22 protein-coding genes, 1 pseudogene and 1 riboswitch are annotated in these 26,681 nt (G+C 72.5%); of the genes and pseudogenes, 10 read left to right on the top strand and 13 right to left on the bottom strand.

The window, feature by feature from the left end:
• The first annotated feature begins 213 nt into the window (after window positions 1-213).
• A complete protein-coding gene (locus EIZ62_RS24255) occupies window positions 214-2,010 on the top strand; it encodes an AMP-dependent synthetase/ligase (protein ID WP_156694804.1) in 1,797 nt (598 codons plus the stop codon).
• Here the strand turns inward: EIZ62_RS24255 and EIZ62_RS24250 are convergent.
• The gene (locus tag EIZ62_RS24250; RefSeq protein ID WP_156694803.1) at window positions 1,998-3,596 is read right to left on the bottom strand and encodes a GMC oxidoreductase; all 1,599 of its coding nucleotides are present in this window, start codon (window positions 3,594-3,596) and stop codon (window positions 1,998-2,000) included. The two genes, EIZ62_RS24255 and EIZ62_RS24250, sit on opposite strands and share 13 nt — an antisense overlap.
• 543 nt (window positions 3,597-4,139) lie before the next feature.
• A complete protein-coding gene (locus EIZ62_RS24245) occupies window positions 4,140-5,282 on the bottom strand; it encodes a glycosyltransferase family 4 protein (RefSeq protein ID WP_156694802.1) in 1,143 nt (380 codons plus the stop codon).
• Window positions 5,283-5,394: 112 nt separating this feature from the next.
• On the opposite strand from EIZ62_RS24245, the gene EIZ62_RS24240 reads away from it, so the two are divergent.
• The gene (locus EIZ62_RS24240) at window positions 5,395-6,651 is read left to right on the top strand and encodes a glycosyltransferase family 87 protein (RefSeq protein ID WP_156694801.1); all 1,257 of its coding nucleotides are present in this window, start codon (window positions 5,395-5,397) and stop codon (window positions 6,649-6,651) included.
• On the opposite strand, the gene EIZ62_RS24235 is transcribed toward EIZ62_RS24240, so the two are convergent.
• From EIZ62_RS24235 to EIZ62_RS24215, 5 genes are all read right to left on the bottom strand, one after another.
• Window positions 6,646-7,806, bottom strand: coding sequence for a hypothetical protein (locus EIZ62_RS24235; RefSeq protein ID WP_156694800.1), 1,161 nt, complete (start codon window positions 7,804-7,806; stop codon window positions 6,646-6,648). The two genes, EIZ62_RS24240 and EIZ62_RS24235, sit on opposite strands and share 6 nt — an antisense overlap.
• A 34-nt stretch (window positions 7,807-7,840) precedes the next feature.
• Complete coding sequence (locus EIZ62_RS24230) at window positions 7,841-8,875, bottom strand: C40 family peptidase (protein ID WP_156694799.1); 1,035 nt, start codon at window positions 8,873-8,875, stop codon at window positions 7,841-7,843.
• Between the two features lie 248 nt (window positions 8,876-9,123).
• Window positions 9,124-10,149, bottom strand: a complete 1,026-nt coding sequence (locus EIZ62_RS24225; protein ID WP_156694798.1) for a C40 family peptidase — start codon at window positions 10,147-10,149, stop codon at window positions 9,124-9,126.
• A 321-nt stretch (window positions 10,150-10,470) separates the two neighbouring features.
• On the bottom strand, window positions 10,471-11,835 hold the full coding sequence (locus EIZ62_RS24220) for an NYN domain-containing protein (protein WP_156694797.1): 1,365 nt from the start codon (window positions 11,833-11,835) through the stop codon (window positions 10,471-10,473).
• A 55-nt stretch (window positions 11,836-11,890) separates the two neighbouring features.
• Entirely contained in the window at window positions 11,891-12,133 is a 243-nt protein-coding gene (locus EIZ62_RS24215; protein WP_126882978.1) for a hypothetical protein, read from the bottom strand.
• A 151-nt stretch (window positions 12,134-12,284) separates the two neighbouring features.
• Here EIZ62_RS24215 and EIZ62_RS24210 point away from each other — a divergent pair, with 151 nt between their 5' ends.
• The 7 genes and pseudogenes from EIZ62_RS24210 to EIZ62_RS24180 all read left to right on the top strand — a co-directional run.
• The gene (locus EIZ62_RS24210) at window positions 12,285-12,983 is read left to right on the top strand and encodes a rhomboid family intramembrane serine protease (protein ID WP_156694796.1); all 699 of its coding nucleotides are present in this window, start codon (window positions 12,285-12,287) and stop codon (window positions 12,981-12,983) included.
• Window positions 12,980-13,261, top strand: a complete 282-nt coding sequence (locus EIZ62_RS24205; RefSeq protein ID WP_064071695.1) for an Lrp/AsnC family transcriptional regulator — start codon at window positions 12,980-12,982, stop codon at window positions 13,259-13,261. Before EIZ62_RS24210 ends, EIZ62_RS24205 begins: the two co-directional genes overlap by 4 nt.
• Before the next feature lie 162 nt (window positions 13,262-13,423).
• A complete protein-coding gene (locus tag EIZ62_RS24200; protein WP_156694795.1) occupies window positions 13,424-13,888 on the top strand; it encodes a hypothetical protein in 465 nt (154 codons plus the stop codon).
• The gene (locus tag EIZ62_RS24195) at window positions 13,851-15,299 is read left to right on the top strand and encodes a sensor histidine kinase (RefSeq protein ID WP_156694794.1); all 1,449 of its coding nucleotides are present in this window, start codon (window positions 13,851-13,853) and stop codon (window positions 15,297-15,299) included. The genes EIZ62_RS24200 and EIZ62_RS24195 overlap by 38 nt, the downstream gene beginning before the upstream one ends.
• On the top strand, window positions 15,296-15,955 hold the full coding sequence (locus EIZ62_RS24190) for a response regulator transcription factor (RefSeq protein ID WP_156694793.1): 660 nt from the start codon (window positions 15,296-15,298) through the stop codon (window positions 15,953-15,955). The genes EIZ62_RS24195 and EIZ62_RS24190 overlap by 4 nt, the downstream gene beginning before the upstream one ends.
• 74 nt (window positions 15,956-16,029) lie before the next feature.
• The gene (locus EIZ62_RS24185) at window positions 16,030-17,460 is read left to right on the top strand and encodes an SLC13 family permease (protein WP_156694792.1); all 1,431 of its coding nucleotides are present in this window, start codon (window positions 16,030-16,032) and stop codon (window positions 17,458-17,460) included.
• Window positions 17,457-18,599: pseudogene (locus tag EIZ62_RS24180) on the top strand (glycerate kinase family protein); the annotation flags it as partial. The gene EIZ62_RS24185 and the pseudogene EIZ62_RS24180, both read left to right, overlap by 4 nt.
• Here EIZ62_RS24180 and EIZ62_RS24175 read toward each other — a convergent pair.
• The 6 genes from EIZ62_RS24175 to ctaE all read right to left on the bottom strand — a co-directional run bounded on the left by EIZ62_RS24175 (window position 18,595) and on the right by ctaE (window position 26,027).
• Entirely contained in the window at window positions 18,595-19,953 is a 1,359-nt protein-coding gene (locus EIZ62_RS24175; RefSeq protein WP_156694791.1) for an aminotransferase class V-fold PLP-dependent enzyme, read from the bottom strand. The pseudogene EIZ62_RS24180 and the gene EIZ62_RS24175 overlap by 5 nt on opposite strands.
• A gap of 120 nt (window positions 19,954-20,073) precedes the next feature.
• Window positions 20,074-20,191, bottom strand: a riboswitch (SAM riboswitch).
• Window positions 20,192-20,655: 464 nt separating this feature from the next.
• On the bottom strand, window positions 20,656-21,720 hold the full coding sequence (trpD, locus tag EIZ62_RS24170; RefSeq protein WP_156694790.1) for an anthranilate phosphoribosyltransferase: 1,065 nt from the start codon (window positions 21,718-21,720) through the stop codon (window positions 20,656-20,658).
• Window positions 21,721-21,845: 125 nt separating this feature from the next.
• Window positions 21,846-23,477, bottom strand: a complete 1,632-nt coding sequence (gene qcrB, locus EIZ62_RS24165; protein WP_156694789.1) for a cytochrome bc1 complex cytochrome b subunit — start codon at window positions 23,475-23,477, stop codon at window positions 21,846-21,848.
• Window positions 23,474-24,523: a cytochrome bc1 complex Rieske iron-sulfur subunit gene (gene qcrA / locus EIZ62_RS24160; protein ID WP_156694788.1), complete on the bottom strand. Its 1,050-nt coding sequence runs from the start codon at window positions 24,521-24,523 to the stop codon at window positions 23,474-23,476. Before qcrA ends, qcrB begins: the two co-directional genes overlap by 4 nt.
• Complete coding sequence (gene qcrC / locus EIZ62_RS24155) at window positions 24,520-25,329, bottom strand: cytochrome bc1 complex diheme cytochrome c subunit (protein WP_156694787.1); 810 nt, start codon at window positions 25,327-25,329, stop codon at window positions 24,520-24,522. Before qcrC ends, qcrA begins: the two co-directional genes overlap by 4 nt.
• Window positions 25,330-25,406: 77 nt before the next feature.
• Window positions 25,407-26,027, bottom strand: a complete 621-nt coding sequence (gene ctaE / locus EIZ62_RS24150; protein ID WP_064071066.1) for an aa3-type cytochrome oxidase subunit III — start codon at window positions 26,025-26,027, stop codon at window positions 25,407-25,409.
• A 198-nt stretch (window positions 26,028-26,225) separates the two neighbouring features.
• On the opposite strand from ctaE, the gene EIZ62_RS24145 reads away from it, so the two are divergent.
• Window positions 26,226-26,627 carry a DNA-binding transcriptional response regulator gene (locus EIZ62_RS24145; RefSeq protein WP_156694786.1) on the top strand — a complete coding sequence of 134 codons (402 nt, stop codon included), beginning with the start codon at window positions 26,226-26,228 and terminating at the stop codon, window positions 26,625-26,627.
• Window positions 26,628-26,681 lie beyond the last annotated feature (54 nt).

The raw sequence follows: 26,681 nt of genomic DNA, 5'->3' as shown, positions 1-26,681 counted from the left end.
GTCACAACTGTGGACTACTGTGCGTCAAGTACAGCCAGTGACGTGTGACGCAGCGAACATCTCGCCGACGCCCCTATCGGGAACCGAGTACTGGTGGGTAACGTCCGGGCAGTCCAGTCGTGCTCGCCCCCACCGAGTACGTGCCCGACCGTGGACCGCAACCGGTGCATCACACAGAGCCGTGGCGCCGGCGCCCGATGAGGAGCAGCAGTTTTGCGCGAGTTCAGCCTTCCGGCCCTGTACGAGGTCCCCACGGACGGCAACCTGACGGATCTCATCCGCCGCAATGCCGCGCAGCACCCGGACACGGCCGTCATGGGCCGCAAGGTGGCCGGTGCGTGGGTGGACGTCACCGCCACCGAGTTCCTCGCCGAGGTCCGGGCCGCCGCCAAGGGCCTGATCGCCCTGGGCGTGCGCCCCGGTGACCGGGTCGGTCTGATCTCCCGCACCCGGTTCGAGTGGGTCCAGATGGACTTCGCGATCTGGAGCGCCGGCGCGGTGACGGTGCCGGTGTACGAGACGAGCTCCGCCGAGCAGGTCCAGTGGATACTGGGCGACTCGGGCGCGGTCGGGGTGATCGTGGAGACCGAGGCGCACGCGACGGCGGTGGAGTCGGTGCGCGGGAACCTCCCGGAGCTGCGGCACGTCTGGCGCCTGGACCGGGACGCCGTCGGCGAACTGACCGCCGCCGGGGCCGACGTACCCGACGAGACGGTCGACCGGGCGATGTCGTCCGCCAAGGCCGACGACATCGCGACGATCGTCTACACCTCCGGCACCACGGGCCGCCCCAAGGGCTGCGTCCTGACGCACCGCAACTTCTTCGCCGAGTGCGGCAACGTCGTCGAGCGGCTCAAGCCGCTGTTCCGCACCGGGGAGTGCTCGGCCCTGCTGTTCCTGCCTGCCGCGCACGTCTTCGGACGGCTCATCGAGGTCGGCTCGGTGCTGGCGCCGATCCGCCTGGGCTGCGTACCGGACATCAAGAACCTCACCGACGAACTGGCCGCCTTCAAACCGACGCTGATCCTGGGCGTCCCGCGCGTCTTCGAGAAGGTGTACAACTCGGCGCGCGCCAAGGCGCAGGCGGACGGCAAGGGCAAGATCTTCGACAAGGCCGCGCAGACGGCCATCGACTACAGCCGCGCCACCTCCGGCCCCGAGGGCCCGTCGCTGGCCCTGAAGCTGAAGCACTTCGTCTTCGACAAGCTGGTCTACAACAAGCTCCGCGCGGTGCTGGGCGGGCGCTGCCAGGCGGCCGTCTCGGGCGGCGCGCCCCTGGGCGAGCGGCTGGGCCACTTCTACCGCGGCATCGGCCTCACCGTCCTGGAGGGCTACGGCCTGACGGAGACGTGCGCGGCGACCGCGTTCAACCCGTACGACCGCCCCAAGATCGGCACCGTCGGGCAGCCGCTGCCGGGCTCGGTCGTCCGCATCGCCGACGACGGCGAGGTCCTCATCCACGGCGAGCACGTCTTCTCGGGCTACTGGCAGAACGAGTCGGCGACCGCGGAGGCGCTGGCCGACGGCTGGTTCCACACCGGTGACATCGGCACCCTCGACGAGGACGGCTACCTGGCGATCACCGGCCGGAAGAAGGAGATCCTGGTCACCGCGGGCGGCAAGAACGTCGCCCCCGCGGTGATCGAGGACCGCATCCGCGGCAACGCGTTGATCGCGGAGTGCATGGTGGTGGGCGACGGGCGCCCCTTCGTCGGCGCGCTGGTCACCATCGACGAGGAGTTCCTCGGCCGCTGGGCCGCCGAGCACGGCAAGCCGGCCGGTTCGACGGCGGCGTCGCTGTGCGAGGACCCCGACCTGCTGGCGGAGGTGCAGCGGGCCGTGGACGAGGGCAACGCGGCGGTCTCCAAAGCGGAATCGGTCCGCAAGTTCAGGATCCTGAGCTCCCAGTTCACCGAGGAAGCCGGCCACATCACGCCGTCCCTCAAGCTCAAGCGCAACGTGGTGGCGAAGGACTTCGCGGACGAGATCGAAGCGATCTACCGCGCGTAGTCCTCCGCGATGACCCGGCTCATCGTCCGCTCGGCCAGGGCCGTGATCGTCACGAACGGGTTGACACCGATGGATCCCGGTACGAGGGATCCGTCGGTGACGTACACGCCCGGAGCGCCGCGTACCCGCCCGTAGTCGTCGGTCGCCCTCCCCAGCACGCACCCGCCCAGCGGGTGGTACGTGAAGTCGTCGGCGAAGGTCCGGTTGCCGCCGAAGAGGTCGTACCGGTAAATCGTGGCGTTCCGGGCGTTGATCCGGTCGAACAGCCGCTTCGCCGACGCGGCCGACACCTGGCTCTGCGCCCGGTTCCAGTCCAGCCGCACGCCGTCCGTCGCCGGGTCGTACCGGAACGTGCCGCGCTCCGGGTTGCGGGTGATCGCCAGATACAGGCTCACCCAGTGCTCCAGGCCGGTCGGCAGCGGGGCGATCTCCGCGAACACCGGGTTGTCGGGGTTGTCCCGGTCGTCGATGCCCATCACCGGCATCGTCGACTGGTTGGCCCCGACGGTGTCCCACAGGTGGTTGGCCCGGCCGGTCATGACGTTGCCGTTGGGCCCCCACCCCCGCCCCACCTCGTCGCTCAGCCCGGGCAGGGCGCCGGTCTCCCTGGCCCGCAGCAGCAGCTCGGTCGTCCCGAGGCTCCCCGCTCCGAGGAAGAGCCGCTCGCAGCCGAACTCCCGGGTCTCGACCACCTTCCCGGCCAGGTCGATCCGGTCGGCCGTGACGACGTACGTGCCGTCGCGCTCCCTGCGCACGGCTCTCGCCCGGTGCAGCGTCTCGATGGTGACGTTTCCGGTGCCGAGGGCGGCGGCGAGATACGTACGGTCCAGGCTGCGCTTGCCGTGGTTGTTGCCGTAGATCACCTCACCGCCCAGCGCGGACCGCACCGCCGTACCGGCCGCTTCCCGCTGCATGTACCCGAAGTCGTACACGTTCGGCACGAACGTCGTCCGCAGCCCCGCCCTCGCCGCGTGCTTCCGCGAGACGCGGCTGAAGCGGTACCACTCGGTGGTCTCGAACCAGGCGGGGTCGATGCTGTTGACGCCGAGCATGGCGTTGGCGCGCGGGAAGTACGTGCGGTACATCTCGTCGGCGTCCACGTGCGGCAGCATCTCGGAGAAGTACGCGCGCTGCGGCGTGACGGCCATGCCGCCGTTGACCAGCGACCCGCCGCCCACCCCCCGCCCCACGAACACCGACATGTCGGCGAACCGCACCCGGTCGAGGACCCCGGGGTACGGGCTGATGTTCTTGTTCACCACGTCCAGCCACAGGAACGTGGCGAGCGGCGCCTCGGTGCGAGTGCGGAACCACATGGACCGGTGGTCGGGGGCGGCGGTGGAGCAGAACACCCGCCCGTCGGGGCCGGAGCGGTTCCACAGGGCGCCCATTTCGAGGACGGTGGTACGGATGCCGGCCTCGCCGAGGCGGAGCGCCGCGACGGCGCCGCCGTAGCCGGTCCCGACGACCAGGGCGGTGCCGTGTTCCGGGGCGTTCGCCCGGCCGATCCGGGTGAGCCCGAGGGCGGCGGCGGTCTGGAGGGCGCCGAGGCCGAGGAGGTGACGGCGCGTCAGTTTTGGTGTCATGGTCGGAGCATCGACGGAACCCGCCGATCCGCCCATAGCCCGCGCGCCCCCAATCCCCCACGGCCCGCACCCGGCCACACACCGGGGCGGGGCCGTGCAGGGTCGCCCCCGCAGGGGACCGGCGGCGCTACCGGGGCTCCCTATCCCGTAACCCGAGGCCGCCGGCCCCGAGGAGGCGAGCCCGGAGGGGCCACGCCCCCCACCCACCGACCGGCACCGGCACGAGGCACCGCCCGCAGGCGAACCGGGAACAGGCACCGCCCCTGGGCGAACCGGGACGAGGCACCGCCCCGGTCCCGTTGTGCCCACCCGTCCCGCCCTGCGGGACGATTGCCCACAACGGGGTAGGCAGGGTGGGAGCCCCCGCAGGGCGAGCCCACTCCGGGGGGTGGGAGCCGTCCAGCGGGGCGAGCCCTCAACGGGCGGGTGGGAACCCAGCCGGGTGAGCCCGCAACGGGTGGGGGGAGCCCCAGCCGGGCGGTTGCCCGCCCGCAACGGGGGCGAGGCGGGGCGTCCGCCACAACGAGCCTCGCCGCGCCCCCCTCAGAGCAAACGCTTCAGCGACTCCGCCAAGAGATCCCAGCGCCATTTGTCCTCGACCCAGGCGCGGCCGCGTTCGCCCATGCGGCGGCGTAGGTCCGGGTCCTCCAGGAGCGTGACGATGCGGTCGGCGGACTCGTCCGGGGACGAGCCGCGGACGACCCAGCCCGTCTCGCCGTCCAGGACGGCGTCCGGCGCGCCGCCGGAGTCGCCGGCGACGACCGGGAGCCCGGTCGCGGAGGCCTCGAGGTACACGATGCCGAGGCCCTCGACGTCCAGCCCGCCCCGCCGGGTGCGGCAGGGCATGGCGAAGACGTCACCGGCTCCGTAGTGCGCGGGGAGCTCCGCCCACGGCACCGATCCGGTGAAGCGCACCGATCCGGCCACGCCGGTCTCCGCGGCGAGGCGGCGCAGGTCCTTCTCGTAGGGCCCGCCCCCGACGATCAGCAGGACCGCGTCGGGCACCCGCGCGAGGATCGACGGCATGGCCCTGATCAGCGTGTCCTGACCCTTCCGCGGCACCAGCCGCGAGACGCAGACGACCACCGGCCGCTCGGCGAGCCCGAGCCGTTCGCGCACCGCGTCGCCGCCGGACCCGGGGTGGAAGGTCTTCTCGTCGACCCCGGGCGGCAGCTGGACCATGCGCCCGGCGGCCGCGGGAGTCAGCGCGCCGGCGATCCGGGAGCGGGTGTACTCGCCGAGGTAGGTGAGGGTGTCCGTTCCCTCGCCGATCCTCCGCAGCAGCTGCCGCGAGCCGGGCAGCTGGGCCCATCCGGCCTCGTGCCCGTGCGTGGTGGCGACGATCCGCCGTGCGCCCGCGCGGCGCAGCGCGGGGGCCATGAGCCCGAGCGGGGCGGCCGCGCCGAACCACACGGATTCGCAGCCGTGCTCGCGCAGCAGGCCGACGGCCCGCGCGGTCACACGTGGCGTGGGCAACAGCATCGTCGTAGGGTCCCGGACAACCTGGAACGGCTGTTCGTCGTCGAACAGAGCGGTCGCCTCGGCACCTTCCCGGCCGCGCTTCCACGTGGAGGCGTAGACGACGATCCGTTCCGGGTCGAGTCGGAGCGCCATATTGTGCAGAAACGCCTGGATCCCGCCGGGTCTGGGCGGAAAGTCGTTGGTTACGATCAAGGTCTTGTGCATCGCATGCCGACAGTACCCAACGGCGCCGCTCCACCGCTTCCGCACCGTCCCGCCCGGCACCACGGAACCGATCCGACCGAAGACCACCCCCACCCACCCGGACGAGGTTTGCATGAAGGGCCCCAGCGGCATCCGGCTCCCGTTCACAGTCGTCGGCATATGGCTTCTGACCAGGACGCTCCTGCTGCTCTGCGTCTTCAAGGTCTTCGTCCTGCCGGGGCCGGACATAACGAGCGACGTCTCGGTGATCTACCAGGGCTGGTACGACGTGCTGCGCACGGGCACGTACCCGCTGGACGACGTCACCTGGCAGTACCCGCCGGCCGCGGCGCTCGCCATCCTCTCCCCCGGGATGCTGCCCTTCCTGGACTACCCGTCGGCCTTCTTCCTCCTCACCTTCGCGTGTGACGCGGTGGTTTTCGGCCTGTTGCTGTACGCGGGGCGGCGCCCCGGGAAGTGCTTGTCCGGGGCGTGGGTGTGGGTGGCGGGCGTGCCGCTGCTCGGCCCGACCGGGTACGCGCGCTACGACCTGATGGTGACGGCCGTCGCGGTCGCCGCGCTGCTGGCCGGGGTGCGGCACCCGCGGGTGATGGGCGCGCTGGCGGGGTTCGGCGCGCTGGTGAAGGTGTGGCCGGTGCTGCTGCTGGCGGGCACCCGGCGCGGCCGGGTCACCGTGCGCTCCTGGACGGCGGCGGTGGTCACGGGCACCGCGGTGCTGCTGGCCTGTGTGGCGGCGATGCCGGGGGCGCTGGCGTTCCTCACCTTCCAGCGGGACCGGGGCACGGAGGTGGAGTCGCTGGGTTCGCTCGTCTTCCACGTGGCGCGGAACTTCGGCTGGGAGGGGCAGGTGCTGCTGAACTACGGGTCGGTGGAGTTCCTCGGCCCGTACGTGCCGGTGGTGTCCGGTGCGGCGCTGGCGCTGACGGTGGCGGCGTTCGGCTGGCTGCTGGTGTGGCGGGTGCGGGCGCGCGCGTTCGGTACGACGACGCTGCCGGACGCGGCGTTCGCGGCCGTGCTGCTGTTCACCACCACGAGCCGGGTGATCAGCCCGCAGTACATGATCTGGCTGGTGGGGCTGGCGGCCGTGTGCCTGGTGTTCCGGGGCAGCCGGATGGCCCGGCCCGCGAAGATGGTGCTGGTGGCGACGGGGGTGACGATGCTGGAGTTCCCGATCTGGTTCACGCACGTGGTGCACAGCGACCTGTGGGGCATCGTGCTGCTGACGGTGCGCAACGGGCTGCTGGTGGCCGCCTCGCTGACCGCCTGCCGGGAGCTGTGGCGGCAGACGGTGACCGAACCGCGGCTGCGGGAGGGGCACGCGACGGTGCCGGCGCAGGCCACCCGGGACAAGGAACTGCTCACCTCATGAGCTGCCCAGCTGCTCCCGCAGGTGGGCCCGCCACAGGGCGGTGAAGGCGTCGGGGGTCGTCGCGAGGACCTCGCGGAGCGCCGTCTCCGGGCCCTTGTCCCCCGCCGCCCGGTAGAAGTCCCGCAGCTTCGCCTCGCCCCACCGGCCGGCGATCAGGTGGCAGGCCAGCCAGCCGCCCTCGTACGCCCGGGCCAGGGCCTTGCCGTCGGCGGCGAACGAGTAGTCGCCGTCCGTGGGCAGGGCGGCCGGTACGGCGCCCGCGCGGACGGCGTCGCGCAGCCCGGGCGCCGCCTCGGCGGGCGTACGGTACGCACCGGAAGCACCAGCCCCGCCCGACCCATCCGACGTACCGCGGTGGGCCACCCAGTCGGCGAAGCCCTCGGAGAGCCACAGCGGCGTCAGCTCGGAGGTGTCGGTCCGGGTGGCCACGTGGGTCGTCTCGTGGGCGAGGACGAAGCGCCGCCCGTAGTCGCCGAGCACGGCGTAGGCCTCCGGGTTGACGATCACCCGGTCCGCCGGGGCGCCGGGCCCGCCGCCGGCCCGGCCGGTGGTGACCGCCGCGATACCGCGGTACCCCGCCGCCGGCTCCCCCAGCAGCGCGCCCATGTCCTTGAGCGAGCCGGGCACGAGGACCACCACGCGGCGGGCCCAGCCCTCGGGCCAGGCGTCCGACACGGCGGGCACCGCCCGGTCGGTGGCCGCGGCGACGGCCCGCAGCCGTGCGGTGTCCCGTCCGGCGCCGAGGACCAGGCTCCGTTCGCCCCGGACGACGCCGACGGCGCCCTGCTCCCACAGCTGCGGGGCGGCGCCCTTCGCCGGCCGGTCGGACGTGACCGTCCAGCTCCCGCCGCGCCGCGCGAACCCGAGGGCCCGCTCGGCGGTCACGGCGCCGTCGTCGTACCCGGCGAGGCGGTAGCTCAGCTCGGCGCGCGCGGTGGCCCGGTCGTCGCCGTCAGGCCGGACGTCCGTCACCCGGTACGACCAGGCGGCGAGCGGGACCGCGGCGAGCTGCCCGGTGCGTACGGCGGAGGCCCGCCGGTCCGCCGCCGTCTGGAAGGCGGCCGTGCCGGGCGCGGGCGCCGGCCCGGGCGCCGTGCAGCCGGTGAGCAGCAGCAGGCCGAGCACCGCCGCCACCGCACGTCTCCGGACCCACATTCCCCCGATCGTACGGCGTGCCGTCACGGGGCCGTCAGACCCGCGTGACCGCCGAGACGGGCATCATGCCGACCGGGTCGTAGCGCACGGGCGCGCCCGGGTAGGGGGCGTGGACCACCTGGCCGTTGCCCACGTACATCCCGACGTGGCTGGCGTCGTCCCGGTAGGTCACCAGGTCCCCTGGGCGCGCCTCGGACAGCGGGACGTGCCGTCCGGCGTTGCGCTGGGCCTGGGAGGTGCGGGGGATGCCGACGCCGGCCTGGGCGTACGACCACTGCATCAGTCCGGAGCAGTCGAAGCCGGAGGGGCCGTTGGCGCCCCACACGTACGGCTTGCCGACGGCGGAGCGGACGGCGGCCACGGCGGCGGCGGCCCGGCCCGTCGCGGCCTCGCCGCCCGCGGGCGGGAGGTCGTCGCGGCCGGAGCGGGACGCCCGGTCGTAGGCGTCGCGCTCGTCGGTGGGGAGGGAGTTGAGCAGCGCGCGCGCCTCGGCGAGCTTGCGTTCGACGGTGCGCTTGTGGAGGGCGACGGCGGCCCGGCTGCGCTCCAGTTCGGTGAGCGTCCGGCCGGCTTCGGCGCGCTGCTGGGCGAGGATCCGCTGGGCGCGGCGCAGTTCGGTGAGGGCGCTGGACTGCCGCTCGCTGATCCGGTCGAGCGCGGCGGCCTTGTCGAGGTAGGTGTCGGGGTCCTCGGAGAGGAGCAGGGCGAGCGCCGGGTCCATGCCGCCCGACCGGTACTGGGCGCCCGCGACGACTCCGAGCGCGCCGCGCATGCGGTTGATCCGCTCCTGACCGCGGGCCACGCTGTCCTGCATCCGCGAGACCTGTTCGCGGAGCGCGTCGGCGCGCTCGTCCGCCTTGTTGTAGCCCTCGGTGGCCTTCTCGGCCTGTTCGTAGAGCAGGTCGATCTTGGCGCGGGTGGTCTCCGCCGGGGAGCCGGGGTCGGCGTTGGCCGGGGCGGTGCCGAGCGCGGCGGCGGTGGCCGCCGCCGCGGCGGAGAGGACGGTGACCTTCGCGCTCCGGGAGAATCCGGAGGACGAGGATGCCGGGGACCGGCGATGGGACGCCACGAACCGCGCTCCGTTCCGCTGCGTTGGGGCCGTGCAGGCTGTGCTGGCTGTTGCGCGCCAGACAGTAGCCGGGTGACTACGCGGCGGCCAGCGACCGTACGGGCGTCGAACAACGGCGCCCCGCCCGAGACCACAAGGTCACCGGCGGGGCGGAGCGTCAGCTTGGGGGGCGGCAAACCACCCGATCGGGCGCGCGGTTCGGGCGCGTCAGACCGTTGCGGCGGTGCGTGGACCGCTGCGGCGGGGTGTCAGATGCGTACGCCGAACTGGAAGTCGCCGAGGTACTCCATCGCCTCGTAGCGGACGTTGGTGCCCGGGTAGGGGGCGTGCAGGACCTGGCCGTTGCCGGCGTAGAGGCCCACGTGCGACAGGTTGCTGAAGAAGACCAGGTCGCCGGGCTTGAGTTCGCCGCGGCCGATCTTCACGCCGTCGTTGTGCTGGGTGTAGGTGGTGCGGGTGATGCTCACGCCGGCCTGGCGGTAGGCCCACTGGGTCAGGCCCGAGCAGTCGTAGGCGTTGGGGCCCTCGGCGCCGGAGATGTACGGCTTGCCGACCTGGGTGTCGGCGGCGGCGAGCGCGGCGGCGCCGCGCTGGGAGGCGGGGACCTCGTTGCCGAGTTCGACGCGCTCGCCGGCCTCGCGGCTGGCGCGCTGCTCCTGCTCCTGGATCTTGGCGCGCTCCTCGGCGGTCAGGGTGTTGAGGAGTTTCTGCGCCTCGGCGAGCTTGCCCTGGTAGGACTTCTTCTTCTCGGCGAGGGTCTTGCGCACGTCCTCGAGGTCGGCGAGCTTGCCGGTGGCCTCGGCCCGCTCCTGCGCCAGGGTCCGCTGCTTGGCCTGGATGGTCTCCAGGGCCTCGGCCTGCTTGGCGCTGATGGCGTCGACGGCGGACGCCTTGTCGAGGTAGCTGTCCGGGTCGGAGGAGAGCAGCAGCTGGAGGGAGGGGTCCATGCCGCCGGAGCGGTACTGGGCGGTGGCGACCGAACCGAGGCCGTTGCGCAGCTCGTTGAGCTCCTGCTGGCCGCGCGCGACCTTGTCCTGGAGGGCGTCGACCTCCTTCTGGAGCTTGCCGCGCTGCTCGTCGGCGAGGTTGTACTGCTCGGTGGCGACCTCGGCCTCGTGGTGGAGCTTGTCGACCTTGGCCTTGACCTCGCTCTTGCTCGGCTTGGGGTCTGCCTGAGCGGCGTGGGAGGACAGGGCGACGGCAGCGGCGGCGGTCGCGGTGAGCACGGTCACGCGTGCGCGGCTCGGCTGCTTGGGACGACGGTGGGACGCCACGGAGGCGAGCTCCTTCTTCCTCTTTCAGCCGCCTGCCGGGCTGTGGGGTCGGGGCCCCGGCTCCGCGCACCCGTCCGGCACCCCCGCAAAACAGGCCGGACCGCACGGAATTAGGCGGTTCCTCCGCTGCCACTCCCGATGAGTGATCACCTGCGCGGAGGTGTGAGGCCAGACCCTAGTGACCATCTTGTGATCAGTTCAAATCCTCATGCGAAAAATCTCGCTCAGGGGGCACATTCTTTACACACAGCACACGGTGCGTCATGGGCACTTGACGTTACGTTTCCCGAAACCGGGCATTGCGCCCACGGGTTACGACTGTCACGAGGCGCGCGAAAGCCGCTTCAGCAACAAGGCGGACGCGACGGGCCGGGCGCCGGACTTGGCCACGCCGTCGGCGACTTCGCGGTCGGTCGAGACCACGACGACCGGCCGGCCGGGCGGCTCGGCCCGGACCAGCTGGCGGATCAGCTCGTCCGCCGTCACCCCCGGCTTGGAGAACAGCACCCGTACGCCGCGCGGCGGCGCGAGCAGCACCGGGGCGGCCAGTTCCGCGCCGTCGAAGACACAGGTGACCTCGGCGCCGCTGCGGGCGGCCAGCGCGGACAGGCCGCCGAGCAGCCGCAGCCGCTGCTTCTCCAGCGGCATCGTCGGATAGCCGGTCTTGGTGACGTTGTAGCCGTCCACGACCAGGTGCGCCTGCGGCAGCGCCAGCAGCTGGTCCAGCAGCGCTGGGTCGGTCTCCGACAGCGCGCGGGCGGCGATGTCCTTCGGCGACATCCGGCCCGGCTCCACCGCGTCGACGGTGTCGGCCGGGTGCACCGAGACCGGCGGCAGCGCCAGCTCGCGGCGCAGCCCCTGGGCCGACTCCAGGACGGTGTCCAGCAGCAGCCGCAGCCGCATGTCCTCCACCGAGCGGCCCTCGCGGGCGGCCCGGCGGCTGGCCTCCAGCGCGGCCTCCGCCTCGCCGAGGCGGGACTTCAGGCGCCGTGTCTCGCTCTCCGCGGCGGACACCTGGGCGGCCGCCTCGGCGCGGACGCCGTCGATGTCGGCCTGGCTGCGGCGCAGCGCCGCCTCGCCGCGCTTGACGTCGCTCTGGGCGCTGCGCAGCTTGCGCTGAAGCGATTCCGCTTCCTTCTTCGCGGCGTCCAGTTCGGTGCGCAGCCGCTCCGTCTCGGCCCTGGTGTGCGCGCGGGCCTCGGCGAGCTCGGCGCGCAGCCGCTCCAGCTCCTGCCGGCCCGCCTCGTCGGCGCGCTCGGCGTCGGCCCGCTGGGCCTCCTCACCGGCGGCGGCGACCAGCTTGACCCAGCCGGCGGGGCGCAGGACGTAGGCGGTCGCGGCCACGTCCACCGGGTCGGCGGCGGCCGGCGGCGAGCCGGACTCGACGGCGTGGGCCAGCTCCGGCTGCCCCTCCTTGAGCCGCTCGCCGATCCGCTGCCGGAACAGCGGGTCGCCCTCCAGGGCGGCCGCCATGGCGTTGCCGGCGAACTTGGCCCGCCGGGAGGGGGTGAACCGGGCGTACTGGCGCAGCTGCGCGGGCAGTTCCCCGACCGTCAGGCCGCCGAAGGCGTCCGAGACGAGGGCGACGACCCGGCGCCGCACACCTTCGGGCAGCGGCCGGTCGAGCGCCTCCGCGGCGTCACCGGCCGCACCGGCCGGCTCGGCTCCGCTGTCGGGCTGCTCCACTGTTCGTCACCCCACTACCCGTCCGTGTCTTGGCCCGCCGGGGCGCTCCCGGTTCTCAGGAAGCGGCGCCCGGCCTGTCCACCAGCTCGATCTGGTCCACCGCGTTGCACCAGCGGCAGCGGACCGACTCGATGGTCTCACTGACCACCTCGCGCTCCTCCACCGTGGGCTCACCGGCGAGGTCCAGATGGACGTACTCCACGACCTTGGACGACCGTGTGACGTCGAAGCGGGTCAGGTTGCCGCAGAGCGTGCAGCGCCAGCGGGTCGTCGCGGTCGGCAGGGGAACCGTCGTCATCGTTCCGTCCTCTTCCATGGTGCCGGGTGCGGGAGCCGCGGTGCGCCGTCGAACTGCGGGTGTACGTGCCGTAACCCTACGGCCTCGCGGGTACCCCGTGGTGCGGCGAGGCACCCTGTCCCGCTCCCTCCGTTTACGTCATGATCTGTCCATGATCGCTTGGCGCGGACCCGTCGTGACGTACGCCGTCATCGGCGCCTGTTTCCTGGTCTTCGTGATCAGCCCGGTGTCGGGGCTGAACCCGTCGTACGGCACCGGTGACGCGCTCCTCGCCGCCCAGAGCTCGTACTTCCACCGCTGGGGCATCGTCCCGGCCGAACTGCTGAGCGGCTCGCCGGACGTCCTGCTCACCCCGCTGACCGCGCTGTTCGTCAGCGGCAGTTGGCTGCACCTGCTCGGCAACATGCTCTTCCTGTACGTGTTCGGGGCGATGACCGAGGAGCGGATGGGGCACGTGCGGTTCGCCGCCTTCTACGCGGGCTGCGGCTGCCTCGCCCTCCTCGGGTACGCGGCGGCGCACGCGAACTCCGAGCAGACCCTGGTCGGCGCGTCCGGGGCGATCTCGGGGGTGCTGGGCGCCTTCCTCCACCTCTTCCCGAGGGCGCGGGTCACCAGCCTCTTCCCCTTCCTCTTCTTCCTCCCGCTGCGGTTCCCGGCCTGGATCGTGCTGATCTTCTGGTTCGTCCTCCAGTGGCTGGCCGCGCGGGGCGCCGACAGCGGCCCGGGAGTGGCGTACCTCGCCCACGTCGTGGGCTTCTGCCTGGGCTTCCTGTACGCGTGGGTGCGGTTCGGGCGGGGGGCTAGAGTGAAGGCCCACCCAGCGGCCACCGAGGGAGAAGGACAGCCGTGATCACCGCGATCGTGCTCATCAAGACCAGCGTGGACCGCATCCCCGAGATCGCCGAGTCGATCGCCTCGCTGGACAGCGTCAGCGAGGTCTTCTCCGTCACGGGTACGTACGACCTGATCGCCATGGTCCGCGTCGCCCGCCACGACGACCTGGCGGACGTCATCCCCGGCCGGATCAGCAAGATCCCGGGCGTCGAGGCGACGGACACGCACGTCGCGTTCCGCACGTACTCGCAGCACGACCTGGAGGCGGCGTTCGCGATCGGCCTGGACGCGTAACGCCCCGAGGCACGGGCCCCGCTCGCCCGCGGCCGCCCGGCCTCACCCGGACGGATGACGCCCGGGGTGGTCGCGCGCGGCCCCGCCGGGACCGCCGGTTCATGAAGAAGCCTTCATCCCGCGCTCATCCACGCCGGTGCGCCGCCCGACCAGGATGGGCGCATGGCCTTCTCCCTTCGTATGGCGACGCTCGCCGCCGTCGTCGCCATTCCGCTCGGCATCGCCGCGACCAGCTACACGCTGACCGACTCGCCCGAGGCGCCCAAGGTGCCGCCCGAGGTGGAGCTGGGCGCCACGCCCCGGCCGGCCGGGAGCGGGGCGAGCGCGACGACGGGAGCCACGCCGGGCGGCACGGGCGCGGGACCGGGCCGGACGCCCGGGCCGGCGGCCACCCCCGCGGGGACGCCCACCGCCGTCCCGGTACCGGGCACGGCGCCCGGCCGGACCGCCGAACCCGCCCGGAGCGCCGAACCGGGCCGGAGCGCGGCGCCCGCCCCGAGCGCGGCGCCCGGCGGCACCGGGCCCACCCGGACCACGCCCACCGACACCGTGGTGCCCGGCCCGCCGGCCACCGGCGGGGACGACGACGATGACGACCGCGGTGACGACTTCGGTGACGACAACTGACCGCCGCGTCTCCGCCCGCGTACGGATCCTGCTCTGGCTGCTGCTGGTGATGGCCGTGGCGCTGGTCGCCGTGGCGATGACGACCCGCTCCATCCTGCTGCGCGACGTGGACCACCGGATCAGCCAGCTCCTGACGCAGGAGACCCGCGAGTTCGCCAACTTCGTCGACCAGGGCGTCGACCCTGACACCGGCGACGCGTTCACCGAGCCGCGCCGGCTGCTGGAGGTGTTCCTCCAGCGCCAGTACTCCGACCCCGACGAGGAACTCCTGGGCCTCACCCGGGGCACCGGCGGCGCGCCCGCCGTGCTGCGGCAGCCGCGCGACACGACCGGCGCCGCCCTGCACCGCGACCGTGACGCGCTCGCCCGGATCTTCGCCTCCCCCGCCCGCTCCGGCACCCTGGACCGCCCGCAGGGCGAGGTGCGGTGGGCCAAGGTGGCCATCCAGCCGGCGGGCGACACCCCGCCCGGGGCGTTCGTCGTCGCGTTCCACGCCGGCCACGAGCAGGCCATCGCCGCCGAGGCGTTCCGCACCCAGCTCGCCATCTCGGGCGTGGCGCTGCTGATGACGACCGGTATCGGCTGGGCGGTCGCGGGCCGCATCCTCGCCCCCGTACGCCTGGTCCGCCGCGCCGCCGAGCAGCTCACCGAGCAGGACCTCACCCGCCGCATCCCGGTGCGCGGCCGCGACGACATCGCGCTGCTCGCCGAGACGTTCAACGCCATGCTGGACCGGCTGGAACGGGCGTTCGCGGCCCAGCGCGAGTTCGTCGACGACGCCGGGCACGAGCTGCGCACGCCCATCACGATCGTGCGCGGCCACCTGGAGCTGATGGGCGACGACCCGGCGGAGCAGGCGGAGACCGTCCGGCTGGTCACCGACGAACTGGACCGGATGAGCCGGATCGTGGAGGACCTGCTGCTCCTCGCCAAGGCCGAACGCCCCGACTTCGTCACCCCCGAGCCCGTCCAGCTGGGCGAGCTGACCGCCGACGTGTTCGTGAAGGCGCGGGCGCTCGGCGAGCGCGACTGGGTCCTGGACGGCGTCGCCGACCGGCAGGCGGAGCTGGACCCGCAGCGCATCACCCAGGCGATGGTGCAGCTGGCGCAGAACGCCGTCCAGCACACCGTGCCCGGGCAGCGGATAGGGATCGGCTCGCGCGCGGCGGGCGGCCGGATCGAGCTCTACGTCGCCGACACCGGGCCCGGTGTGCAGGCGGAGGACGCGGCCGTGATCTTCGAGCGGTTCCGGCGGGGCACGGCCCGCCGGGGCACCCGCGCGGGCGGCGGCGCCGGGCTCGGGCTGTCCATCGTGAAGGCCATCGCCGAGGGCCACCGCGGCCGGGTGGAGCTGCGCACCACCGAGGGCGGCGGGGCCACTTTCGTACTCGTACTGGAGGAGGACGCGTGAACCGCATCCTGATCGCCGAGGACGAGGAGCGGATCGCCTCCTTCGTCGAGAAGGGCCTGCGCGCCAACGCCTTCACCACCACCGTCGCGGCCGACGGCGACACCGCGCTCGACTACGCCGTCACCGGCGGCTTCGACCTGATGGTGCTGGACATCGGCCTGCCCGGCCGGGACGGCTTCACCGTGCTGCGCCAGCTCCGCGAGGCCCGGGTGACGCTCCCGGTGATCGTGCTGACGGCCCGCGACTCGGTGCGCGACACGGTGGCCGGTCTGGAGGGCGGCGCCGACGACTGGATGACCAAGCCGTTCCGCTTCGAGGAACTCCTGGCGCGGGTACGGCTGCGGCTGCGCACCGCCGCCCGCGCGCCCGAGGTGACGGTGCTGCGCAGCGGTGACCTCAGCCTGGACCTGCGCACCCGCCGGGCCCGCGCCGACGCGCGCACGGTCGACCTGACGGCCCGTGAGTTCGTGCTGCTGGAGCTGTTCCTCCGCCACCCCGGTCAGGTCCTGTCACGCGAGCAGATCCTGTCCCACGTATGGGGGTACGACTTCGACCCCGGCTCGAACATCGTGGACGTGTACGTGCGGGCGCTCCGCAAGAAGCTGGGCGCGGGGCGGCTCCAGACCGTGCGCGGCATGGGCTACCGGATGCCCTGAAGCGCCCCCTTCCATGAAATTCCCTTAACAAAGCACTCATTGAGGGCTCACGGGGCGTACCGAGACTGATCACCGTGATCCTCTCCCCCAGCCGGGCGGCATGGCTCGGCGGCGCGCTCGGTCTGTGCACGCTGCTGGCCGTGCCGTCGCGCTTCCCCGGCCTCGGCGCCGACGCGCGCCTGACGCTCGCCGTCTTCGTGCTCGCCGCCGTCGCCTGGATCGCGACCCCCGTCGACGACACCTACGTCGCCCTGGGCGCGGGGCTCGCGCTCACCGCGACCGGGGTGATCAGCAGCGAGACCCTCTTCGCCACCCTCGGCGACGAAACGATCTGGCTGCTGATCTGCGCGTTCGTCCTGGCCGCCGCGGTCACCCGGACGGGCCTGGCCGGGCGGGCGGCGGCCTTCCTGGTCGGCGGCGCCCGTACGGTGCGCCAGCTGGTCCACCTGACCACCGCCGCGCTCGTCGTCACCTCGTTCGCCGTGCCCGCCACCTCGGGGCGGGCCGCGCTGGCGCTGCCCGTGTTCCTGGCCCTGGCCAGGGTCCTCGCGGACCGCCGGCGGCTGGTGGTGATGCTGGCGCTGCTGTTCCCGACGGTGGTGCTGCTGTCCGCCGTCGCCACCCTGATCGGCGCAGGGGCGCACCTGATCACCGTCAACGTCCTGTGGGAGCAGACCGGGCAGCGGCTGGGGTTCGTCCAGTGGCTGCTGCTGGGGCTGCCGCTCGCGATCGTGTCGTCCCACCTCGCCGCGGAGGCCGTCCTGCTCACCACCACCACCCGGGCCGACCGGCGCGCCCCGGTGCGCGTCACCCCCGCCGACATCGGGGCCCACTCCCCCACCCCGGTCACCGGGCCCCTGTCCCCCACCGAGTCGCGCTGCGCCCTGCTGCTGGCCACGGTGGTGGTGCTGTGGTGCAGCGAGCCGTTGCACCGGGTGCCCCCGGCGGTGGTCGCGCTGATCGGCGCGGTGGTGGCCGCGTCACCGGCGCTCGGGACGGTACGCCTCAAGGACGGCCTGCGGACGGTCCCGTGGCCGCTGCTGCTGTTCATGGCGGCGACGATGGCGATGGGCGTGGCGCTCGCCGACTCGGGCGCCGCCTCCTGGCTGGTGGCGGGTCTGCCGGTGCACGCGCCGCCGTGGCTGTTCCTCACCGTCGTCGTCCTGGTGAGCACCGCCGCCCACCTCGTCCTCCAGTCCCGCTCGGCCCGCTCGTCGGTGCTCGTGCCGCTGGTGGTCGTCGCGGCGGCCGCGGCGGGCGTCAACCCGGTGGCCGCCGCGCTGGCCTCGACCGCCGCGGCCGGGTTCTGCCACACGCTGCCCGCCTCCGCGAAGCCGGTCGCCCTGTTCTCCGACCTCCCCGACGGGGTGCCCACCTACACCCCGCGCGACCTGCTGCGGCTGTCGGCGGTGCTCGCCCCGCTCACGGCGGGCCTGGTCCTGCTGTTCGCCCTGACCGTCTGGCCGCTGCTCGGCGTGCCCGTCCTCCTGGAGACCCAGCCATGAGCCACCCGTACCGCATCGCCGTCGCACCCGGCGGCTTCAAGGAGTCCCTGTCCGCGCGGCAGGCCGCCGACGCCATCGCCGAAGGGCTGCTGCGGGTCCTGCCCGACGCGGAGCCGGACCTGATCCCCCTGGTCGACGGAGGTGAGGGTACGGCCGAGGCGCTGGCCGCCGCGACGGGCGGGCGGCTGGTGCCCCGCACCGCCACGGGCCCCCTGGGCGACCCGGTGGACAGCCACTTCGCGCTCCTCGGGGACGGGTCGGCGGTCGTGGAGATGGCCGCGGTCGCCGGGCTGGCCCTGGTGCCGCCGGACCGCCGCGACCCCGGCGCCACCACCACGTACGGCGTCGGCGAGCTGATCCGCGCCGCCCTCGACGCGGGCGCCCGGCGGATCCTGGTCGGCTGCGGCGACTCGGGCACCTCCGACGGCGGCGCGGGCGCCCTCCAGGCGCTGGGCGTCCGGCTCCTCGACGCCTCTGGCACCGAACTCCCCCACGGCGGAGCCGAGCTCTCCCGGCTCACCACCCTCGACCTCCGCGCGCTCGACCCCCGGCTGGCGGACACCGAACTGCTGGTGGCGTGCAACCCGTACAACGTGCTGTGCGGCGAGCGGGGCGTGGCCCGGGTGTTCGGCCCCCAGAAGGGCGGTGGCCCGGCGCGGTGCGAGGAGCTGTCGGTCGCCCTGGAGCACTGGGCGGCCGCCCTGACCAGTGCTTGCGCCCCGCAGGTGGACCTGCGCACCGCGCCCGGCACCGGGGCGTCGGGCGGGCTGGGCGCGGGGCTCGCCGCGGTGGGCGCCCGGCTGCTCCCGCGCTTCGAGGTGCTCCTCGACGGGCTGGACCTCACCGCCCGGCTGGCCCACGCCGACCTGGTGATCACCGGCGAGGGCGCCCTGGACGCCCAGACCACGCGGGGCAAGGTCCCGGGCGAGGTGGCGCGGCGCGCCCGGGAGGCGGGCGTCCCGGTCCTCGCCCTCGCCGGTACGCTCGGCGAGGGCGCCATGAACGCGGGCCTCGACGCCTACGAGTCGATCGCGCCCGGCCCGCTACCGCTTCCGGAGGCCCTGGACCGGGCCGCCGAACTCCTCGCGGACGCCGCCGAACGGGCGCTGCGGACGATCCTGATCGGCACCCGGATCAGCCGCGGTCGGGCACACAGCGCCCGTCCTCCGTACGGTAGTTCCAGCGTGCCCCGTCCCGGACGAGCTCCTTCACGGCCCGAACGAACCGGTCGACGTGCTCGTCCGGCGTCCCCGCCCCGAAGCTGACGCGGATGGCGTTCAGCGAGGTCGTCCCGCCGTCGGGCGCCCCGCACTCGCCGACGTCCTGCGGGTCGCTGCCCAGCAGGGTGCGCACCAGCGGGTGGGCGCAGAACAGGCCGTCGCGGACGCCGATTCCGTACTCGGCGGAGAGGGCCGCCGCGAAGTGCGAGCTGTTCCAGCCCCGCACCACGAAGGAGATGACACCGACCCGGGGCGCCTCGTCGCCGAAGAGCGACAGCACCTTCACCTCGGGCACCTCGGCGAGCCCCTCGCGGACCTTGCCGATCAGGTACTGCTCGCGGGCGACCAGGTCGCCGAACCCGGCCTCGGTCAGCGCCTTGCACGCGGAGGCGATCGCGTACACCCCGATGACGTTGGGCGATCCGGCCTCGTGCCGGGCGGCGGTGGTGTGCCACTCGACGTCCACCCCGCCGTCGGTCCGCCGAGCCACCTTGCGGGACGCGCCCCCGCCGGCCAGGTACGGCTCGGCCCCGGTCAGCCAGTCGGCCCGCCCGGCGAGGACACCGGAGCCGAACGGCGCGTACAGCTTGTGCCCGGAGAACGCCACCCAGTCGACGTCCAACTCCCGCACGGACACCGGGTGGTGGGGCGCCAGCTGGGCCGCGTCCAGGACGATCCGGGCGCCGTGCGCGTGGGCGGCGGCGGCCAGCTCCCGCACCGGCCACAGCTCGCCGGTCACGTTGGACGCGCCGGTCACACACACCAGGGCCGGCCCGTACGGGTCCCGGTCCGCCAGCGCCCTCTCCAGCGTCCGGACCGCCTCGCCCGGGGTGCGGGGCGCGTCGAGGTAGGTGACCCGCGCGTCCCGCCAGGGCAGCAGCGAGGCGTGGTGCTCGGTCTCGAACACGAAGACCTGGCAGCCCTCCGGCAGCGCGGCGGCCAGCAGGTTCAGCGAGTCCGTGGTCGACCGGGTGAAGACGACCTGGTCGTCCTCGCGGCAGTCCAGGAACTCCGCCACCGCCACGCGGCTGTTCTCGAACAGGTCGGTCGACAGCTGCGACAGGTACCCGGCGCCCCGGTGCACGCTGCCGTAGTACGGCGCGTACGCGGCCACGTCGTCCCACACCCGCTGGAGGGCCGGGGCGCTGGCGGCGTAGTCGAGCGCGGCGTAGGTGACCTCACCGCCGGTGACCAGCGGCACGGTGACATCCCGCCCCAGAACGGACAGATGGGCACAAACGGACTGGTCGGCGGCAATGGTGGTGACAGACATGGCGAACTCCCGTACGGGGCAAGGCGAAAAGGGGACACCGAAGAAGGGGCGCTACGCCCTATCGCATTCGCTTGCTCACGAGACTGCTCCCTTGAGGACCAGGACCCCAGGGTGTGCAGGGGTCCGCGCTTGCCGCGGACTTCACCGCCTGCGGCCTGGTCTTCACCCGGGGCACCCCGCCACGGACGGAGGGTTGCCGGACAGCGGGCCGGGGCCGTAGTCGCTGTCACTCATGACCTGCGCCGAACTTAACGGCACGCGCCGCCTGCCGCAACCCACGTCCGAACTCCGGACGCCCCGCAGGGCGGCTCCTACCCCACCCGTTGTGGGCAATCGTCCCGCAGGGCGATGGGGGTCCCCCCTGCTCGAGCGAAGCCGAGAGCTTGGGGGAGGGTGGGCACAACGGGACCGGAGCGGTGCCCGTCGTCAGTTCCCTGCGGGGCGGTGCCTTGGGTGCGGTGCCCCCCCGGTGGGGGTGGGGCGTGGCCCCTCCGGGCTCGCCTCCTCGGGGCCGGCGGCCTTGGGTTACGCGTAGGGGAGCCGCGCCTGCGCCGCCAACCCCTGCGGGGGCGACCCTGCACGGCCCCACCCCGGGTACGTCGCCGACCGCGGGACGTGGGTGGTCCGGGTACGCCCGGGTACGTCGCCGGGTGCGGGGCGGTGGGTGGCCGGCCGGGCCGACAGGCCACCGCCCCGCAGGGGTTACGCGTTGCTCGCCGTGACCCAGCGTTCCAGCGCCGCCCTCGCCGCGCCCGTGTCGACGGCTTCGGCCGCGCGGCGGATGCCCGACGCGAGGCGGTCCGTCAGCGGCGCGTCCGAGGGCTCCAGGGCGACCAGCGCGGCCGCCGCGTTGAGCAGGACCGCGTCCCGTACGGGCCCGGTCTCGCCGCCCAGCATCCGGCGGGCCACGTCCGCGTTGTACGAGGCGTCCGCGCCGCGCAGCGCCTCGACGGGCACGAGGTCGATGCCCACGTCACGCGGGTCGAACGTCTCCGCTCGCACCGAGCCGTCGCGGACGACCCACACACGGGAGGTGGCCGTGGTGGTCAGCTCGTCCAGCCCGTCGTCGCCGCGGAACACCAGGGCGGAGGAGCCGCGCTCGGCGAGCACCCCGGCCATGATGGGGGCCATCCGGGCGTCGGCGACGCCGGTGGCCTGCGCCCGCACGCGCGCCGGGTTGGTCAGCGGGCCGAGGAAGTTGAACGTGGTGCGGATGCCCAGTTCCTTGCGGGCGGCGGCCACGTGGCGCAGCGCGGGGTGGAACTTCACGGCGAAGCAGAAGGTGATGCCGGCTTCTTCGGCGACCTCCGCGACCCGCCGGGGCGTGAGGTCGAGGTTGACGCCCAGTTTCTCCAGGACGTCGGAGGAGCCGGAGGCGGAGGACGCGGCGCGGTTGCCGTGCTTGACGACCTTGGCGCCGGTGCCGGCGACGACGATCGCGGCCATGGTGGAGATGTTGACGGTCTTGGCGCCGTCGCCGCCGGTGCCGACGAGGTCGACGGTCGGGCCGGGGACGTCGATGAGGTTGGCGTGCGCGTACATGGCGCGGACCAGGCCGGTGATCTCCTCGACGGTCTCGCCCTTGGCCCGCAGCGCGACGGCGAAGCCGGCGATCTGGGCGTCGGTGGCCTCGCCCCGCATGATGCGGTCCATCGCCCATGCCGTGGCGTCGGCGCTCTGGTCGCGTCCTTCCAGGAGGGCGTTCAGGACGTCGGGCCATGAGCGGCCCGCCGCGGTGTCGCCTCCAGCGGGGTTCACAGCGCTCATGGTCGCTCCTGGTGTCCGTGCGTACAGCGGTGAGCACAGCCTATCGACCCCCGGGCACGGCAAAGGGCCCCGTCCAGCGAATGGACGGGGCCCGATGACGTGGCGACAGCCGTGACGGCAGGCGATCAGTGGTGGCCGTGGCCGCTGGTGATCTCCTTGTACTCCTCGACGGTGGCCTTGGGGATCTGGTTCCCCTCGGCGTAGTAGCCCTTGCTGAGCTTGGCGCGGAGCCGCTGCGTGCGCGACGGCTTGCGCTCGACGCCGTTCTCGTCGACCGTCGGGCCGATCTCGGCCGGCTGGTACTGCTCGTGCGCGGTGAGCGCGTGCAGCTGGGCCTGGCTGAGGGGCTCGTGGATCTCGACGAACTCGCCGTGCGGGAGGCGCTTGATGATGCCGGACTCGCGTCCGTGCAGCACCTTGTCCTTGTCGCGCCGCTGGAGGCCGAGGCAGATCCGCTTGGTGACGATGAACGCGATGACCGGGCCGACGAAGAACGCGATCCGGACGAACCAGCTGATCGCGTTGAGCGACAGGTGGAAGTGGGTCGCGACGATGTCGTTGCCACCACCGATCAGCATGATCATGTACGCGGTCACCCAGGCGACACCGAGCGCGGTACGGGTCGGCGCGTTGCGCGGGCGGTCCAGCAGGTGGTGCTCGCGCTTGTCACCGGTGATCCAGGACTCGATGAACGGGTACAGCGCGATCAGGGCCAGCATGACGCCGAACACGACCAGCGGGATGAGCACGCCCAGGACGAGCGTGTGGCCCCACAGGTTGATCTCCCAGCCGGGCATCACACGGACGAGGCCTTCGGCGAAGCCCATGTACCAGTCGGGCTGGGCGCCGGTGGACACCTGGTCCGGGCGGTACGGGCCGAGCGCCCAGATCGGGTTGATCGTGAACAGCGCGGAGATGATCGCGATGACACCGAAGACCAGGAAGAAGAAGCCTCCGGCCTTGGCCATGTACACCGGCAGCAGCGGCATGCCGACGACGTTCTTGTTCGTGCGGCCGGGGCCGGGGAACTGCGTGTGCTTGTGGTAGAAGACCAGGATCAGGTGCGCCACCACGAGGCCGAGCATGATGCCCGGCAGCAGCAGGATGTGGATCGAGTAGAACCGGGCGATGATGTCGTGGCCCGGGAACTCCCCGCCGAACAGGAACATCGAGATGTACGTGCCGACGATCGGCATGGACAGGATCGCGCCCTGGGTGAAGCGGACACCGGTGCCGGAGAGCAGGTCGTCCGGGAGCGAGTAGCCGGTGAAACCGGTGAACATGCCCAGGACGAACAGCAGGAAGCCGAACAGCCAGTTGATCTCACGCGGCTTGCGGAACGCGCCGGTGAAGAAGACGCGCATCATGTGCACGAACATGCCCGCGAGGAAGATCACCGCGGCCCAGTGGTGGATCTGCCGGATGAGCAGGCCACCGCGGACGTCGAAGCTGATGTCCAGGGTCGAGGCGTACGCCTCGGTCATGCGGATGCCCTGCATCGGCACGTACGAGCCGTGGTACTCGATCTCGTTCATGCTCGGGTGGAAGAACAGCGTCAGGTACACACCCGTGAGGATGATGATCAGGAAGCTGTACAGGCAGATCTCACCCAGCATGAAGGACCAGTGGTCCGGGAAGATCTTGCGCATGTTGGCCTTGGCGAGGCCGTAGATCCCCAGCCGGCCGTCGGCCCAGTCGGCGACACGCTCGCCGGCGGGCGCCTTGCGCTTGGCGTCGCTTGCGGTCGTGGTGCTCATCCGCGCTCCCAGAATGCAGGGCCGACGGGCTCGGGGAAGTCACCGAGCGCTTCGAGGAAGCCCTCTGCGTTCACGCCGATCTGAAGCTGCGGCAGCGGGTGACCGGCCGGGCCGAAGATGACGCGGGCGCCGTCGGCGAGGTCGAAGGTGGACTGGTGGCACGGGCAGAGGACGTGGTGGGTCTGCTGCTCGTACAGGGAGATCGGGCAGCCCACGTGGGTGCAGATCTTCGAGAAGGCGACGATGCCCTCGTGCGACCACTCCAGCTCGCGCTTGTCCTTGATGTCCTCCGGCTGGATCCGGACGATCATCAAGGCGTCCTTGGCGATCTTGTTGTTGAAGTCGTGGTCGGACTCCTCCAGGCCCTCGGGCTTGGCGAAGGTCAGCGAGCCCACCGCGACGTCCTCGGGACGCAGCGGCTCATTGGTGTTCATGTTGATGAGCTGCTTGCCCTTGCTCCATCCGGTGTGGAAGAGCTTCTTCTCGGGCAGCGGGCCCAGCTCGCGCAGCAGCACCACGCCGGAGAGCGGCACCATGGCCAGCGCGCCGAACATGGTGTTGCGGATCAGCGGGCGGCGGCCGATCGCGGACTCCCGCGCACCGTCCGCGAAGTCCGCCATGACCTTGGCCTTGACCTCGGGCGTCGCCTCGATGGCGTGCCGGTCGTCGGCGACCTCCTCGTCGGACATCAGGGTGCGGGCCCAGTGGACCGCGCCGGCGCCGATGCAGAAGAGGGCGAGGCCCAGCGTCAGACCCAGCGACAGGTTGGTCGCGCTGACGTGACCCAGCGGCCAGACGTAGACGATCTTGTCGACCGGGAAGATCACGAAGGAGGCGATGAAGCCGATCGTGGCCAGCATCGACACGGTGAACAGCAGGGCGACCGTGCGCTCGGAGCGCTTGGCGGCCCGCTCGTCGATGTCCTGGATGCGCGGCTTGTGGGGCGGCAGCCCCGGGTCGGCGAACGGGTTCTCCGCCACCGCCTTGCCGTGCGTGGTGTCCTGCTCGTGCGGCAGGTCTGCTTCTGAAATCTCTTGGCTACTCATGACTTCTTGGCCTTAGCGGTGTGGGCCGCGACCCAGACGGCGACAGCGATCAGGGAACCCAGACCGAAGATCCATCCGAACAGGCCTTCGCTGACCGGACCGAGACCACCGAGGGCGAAGCCTCCGGGGGTCGGCGTCTCGTCACCGTTGACGCTGTTGATGTACGCGATGATGTCCTTCTTCTCCTTCTCCGGCATCGTGGTGTCGGGGAAGGACGGCATGTTCTGCGGGCCGGTCTGCATGGCCTCGTAGATGTGCTTCTGACTCACACCCTCGAGGCTGGGGGCGAACTTGCCGTGCGTCAGGGCACCGCCCTCGCCGGTGAAGTTGTGGCACTGGGCGCAGTTGGTGCGGAAGAGGTCGCCACCACGGGCGATGTCCGCGCCTTCCGGGCTGTACTGCTTCTCGGTCGGCACGCTCGGGCCGGGGCCGAGGGACGCGACGTACGCGGCGAGCTGGTCGATCTCGGCCTGCGAGTAGATGTTCTTCTTCTTCGGCACCTGGGCGCCGGGCTGCTGCGCCGGCATACGGCCGGTGCCGACCTGGAAGTCCACCGCGGCGGCGCCGACGCCGACGAGGCTCGGGCCGTCAGTGGTTCCCTGACCGCCGGTCCCGTGGCAGCTGGCGCAGCCGACGGTGTAGAGCTTCTTGCCCTCCTCGATGGCGAGGGACTGGGCGGTTTCGTCTGCCTGCGCCTTGCCCGCGGGCGCGAACGCGGCGTACAGCCCCCCAGTGGCCGCCAGCGCGAGGAGTAGGACGACGACCGCCGCCAGCGGATGGCGTCGTCGTGCGGAGAGCTTTTTCACGGATTACCCCGGTGTCAGGATCTTCTGCGTCGATGCTTGCTGGATGTGCCGGTCGTACCCGACGGGTACGGACCCGGCTACTTGATCATGTAGATCGTGGCGAAGAGGCCGATCCAGACGACATCGACGAAGTGCCAGTAGTAGGACACGACGATGGCGGCGGTTGCCTGCTCGTGAGTGAATCTCTTGGCCGCGTACGTACGGCCGAGGACCAGCAGGAAGGCGATGAGACCGCCCGTCACGTGCAGGCCGTGGAAGCCGGTCGTCAGGTAGAACACGGAGCCGTACGGGTCCGACGAGAGCGAGAGGCCCTCGTGCTTGACCAGCTCGGTGTACTCGAAGACCTGGCCTCCGATGAAGATCGCACCCATCACGAACGTGATCACGAACCACGTGCGGAGCTTCTTCACGTCACCCCGCTCGGCGGCGAACACGCCGAGCTGGCAGGTGAGCGAGGAGAGCACCAGGATCGTGGTGTTGGTCGCCGAGAACGGGAAGTTCAGCGTGTCGGCTTTCTCTGCCCAGAACTCGGCACCCGTCACCGATCGCAGGGTGAAGTACATCGCGAAGAGGGCCGCGAAGAACATCAGCTCGGAACTCAGCCAGATGATGGTTCCGACGCTGGTGAGGTTCGGCCGATTGACCGACGGGTGCGCGTGCCCGGTTTCTACTGTCGTTGCTGTCGCCACGACCGACATTATGTCGGTCGCTTATCCCGCCCTCACTCCGGGGGGTGCCGTTCGGTGTGTTGGTGCGCTCCGTCCAGCCCGAACGGCCCACAGGAACGGGTGTCGAAGGGGTGTCCGAACCGGTGCTGACCGGCGGTGGGGAGGAGTAGCATCCGGCGCATCGGTACCTGCCTTCCTGCCCATGCCGCCGACGTACTCGGAGGAACAATGCAGTCGAGCGCCACCGTCCTGGTCTACAGCGACGACGCCAACACCCGCGCGCAGGTGCGGCTGGCGGCCGGGCGCAGGCCCGCGGCGGACGTTCCGCCGGTCGAGTACATCGAGTGCGCGACACTCCCGGCCGTGCTGGAGCACCTGGACGCGGGCGGCGTGGACGTCTGCGTGCTGGACGGCGAGGCGGTGCCCGCAGGCGGCATGGGGGTGTGCCGCCAGATCAAGGACGAGGTCTTCCGCTGCCCGCCGGTCCTGGTGCTCATGGGGCGCCCCCAGGACGCCTGGCTGGCCACCTGGAGCCGCGCGGACGCCGCGGTCACCCTTCCGGTCGACCCGGTCGAGCTCGCCGACTCCCTGGCCGCCCTGCTGCGCAGCCGGCTGGCCGTGGAGGCGTAGGCCCACGGAGGAGGCCCGCGCCGCACCGCGGGGGTGGGGCGCGGGCCTCGGGCC

It is taken from the genome of Streptomyces ficellus (assembly GCF_009739905.1).
Taxonomy (GTDB): domain Bacteria; phylum Actinomycetota; class Actinomycetes; order Streptomycetales; family Streptomycetaceae; genus Streptomyces; species Streptomyces ficellus_A.
This window is presented reverse-complemented; position numbering and strand designations above follow the sequence as displayed.

Bases quoted from the DNA above. Each gene is read 5' to 3' on its own strand.
- qcrA (WP_156694788.1), bottom strand. From the start codon at position 24,523: ATGAGTAGCCAAGAGATTTCAGAAGCAGACCTGCCGCACGAGCAGGAC.
- ctaE (WP_064071066.1), bottom strand. From the start codon at position 26,027: ATGTCGGTCGTGGCGACAGCAACGACAGTAGAAACCGGGCACGCGCAC.
- EIZ62_RS24240 (WP_156694801.1), top strand. From the start codon at position 5,395: ATGAAGGGCCCCAGCGGCATCCGGCTCCCGTTCACAGTCGTCGGCATA.
- trpD (WP_156694790.1), bottom strand. From the start codon at position 21,720: ATGAGCGCTGTGAACCCCGCTGGAGGCGACACCGCGGCGGGCCGCTCA.
- EIZ62_RS24195 (WP_156694794.1), top strand. From the start codon at position 13,851: ATGACGACCGCGGTGACGACTTCGGTGACGACAACTGACCGCCGCGTC.
- EIZ62_RS24175 (WP_156694791.1), bottom strand. From the start codon at position 19,953: ATGTCTGTCACCACCATTGCCGCCGACCAGTCCGTTTGTGCCCATCTG.
- EIZ62_RS24250 (WP_156694803.1), bottom strand. From the start codon at position 3,596: ATGACACCAAAACTGACGCGCCGTCACCTCCTCGGCCTCGGCGCCCTC.
- EIZ62_RS24245 (WP_156694802.1), bottom strand. From the start codon at position 5,282: ATGCACAAGACCTTGATCGTAACCAACGACTTTCCGCCCAGACCCGGC.
- EIZ62_RS24145 (WP_156694786.1), top strand. From the start codon at position 26,226: ATGCAGTCGAGCGCCACCGTCCTGGTCTACAGCGACGACGCCAACACC.
- EIZ62_RS24200 (WP_156694795.1), top strand. From the start codon at position 13,424: ATGGCCTTCTCCCTTCGTATGGCGACGCTCGCCGCCGTCGTCGCCATT.
- EIZ62_RS24210 (WP_156694796.1), top strand. From the start codon at position 12,285: ATGATCGCTTGGCGCGGACCCGTCGTGACGTACGCCGTCATCGGCGCC.
- qcrB (WP_156694789.1), bottom strand. From the start codon at position 23,477: ATGAGCACCACGACCGCAAGCGACGCCAAGCGCAAGGCGCCCGCCGGC.
- EIZ62_RS24215 (WP_126882978.1), bottom strand. From the start codon at position 12,133: ATGACGACGGTTCCCCTGCCGACCGCGACGACCCGCTGGCGCTGCACG.
- EIZ62_RS24235 (WP_156694800.1), bottom strand. From the start codon at position 7,806: ATGTGGGTCCGGAGACGTGCGGTGGCGGCGGTGCTCGGCCTGCTGCTG.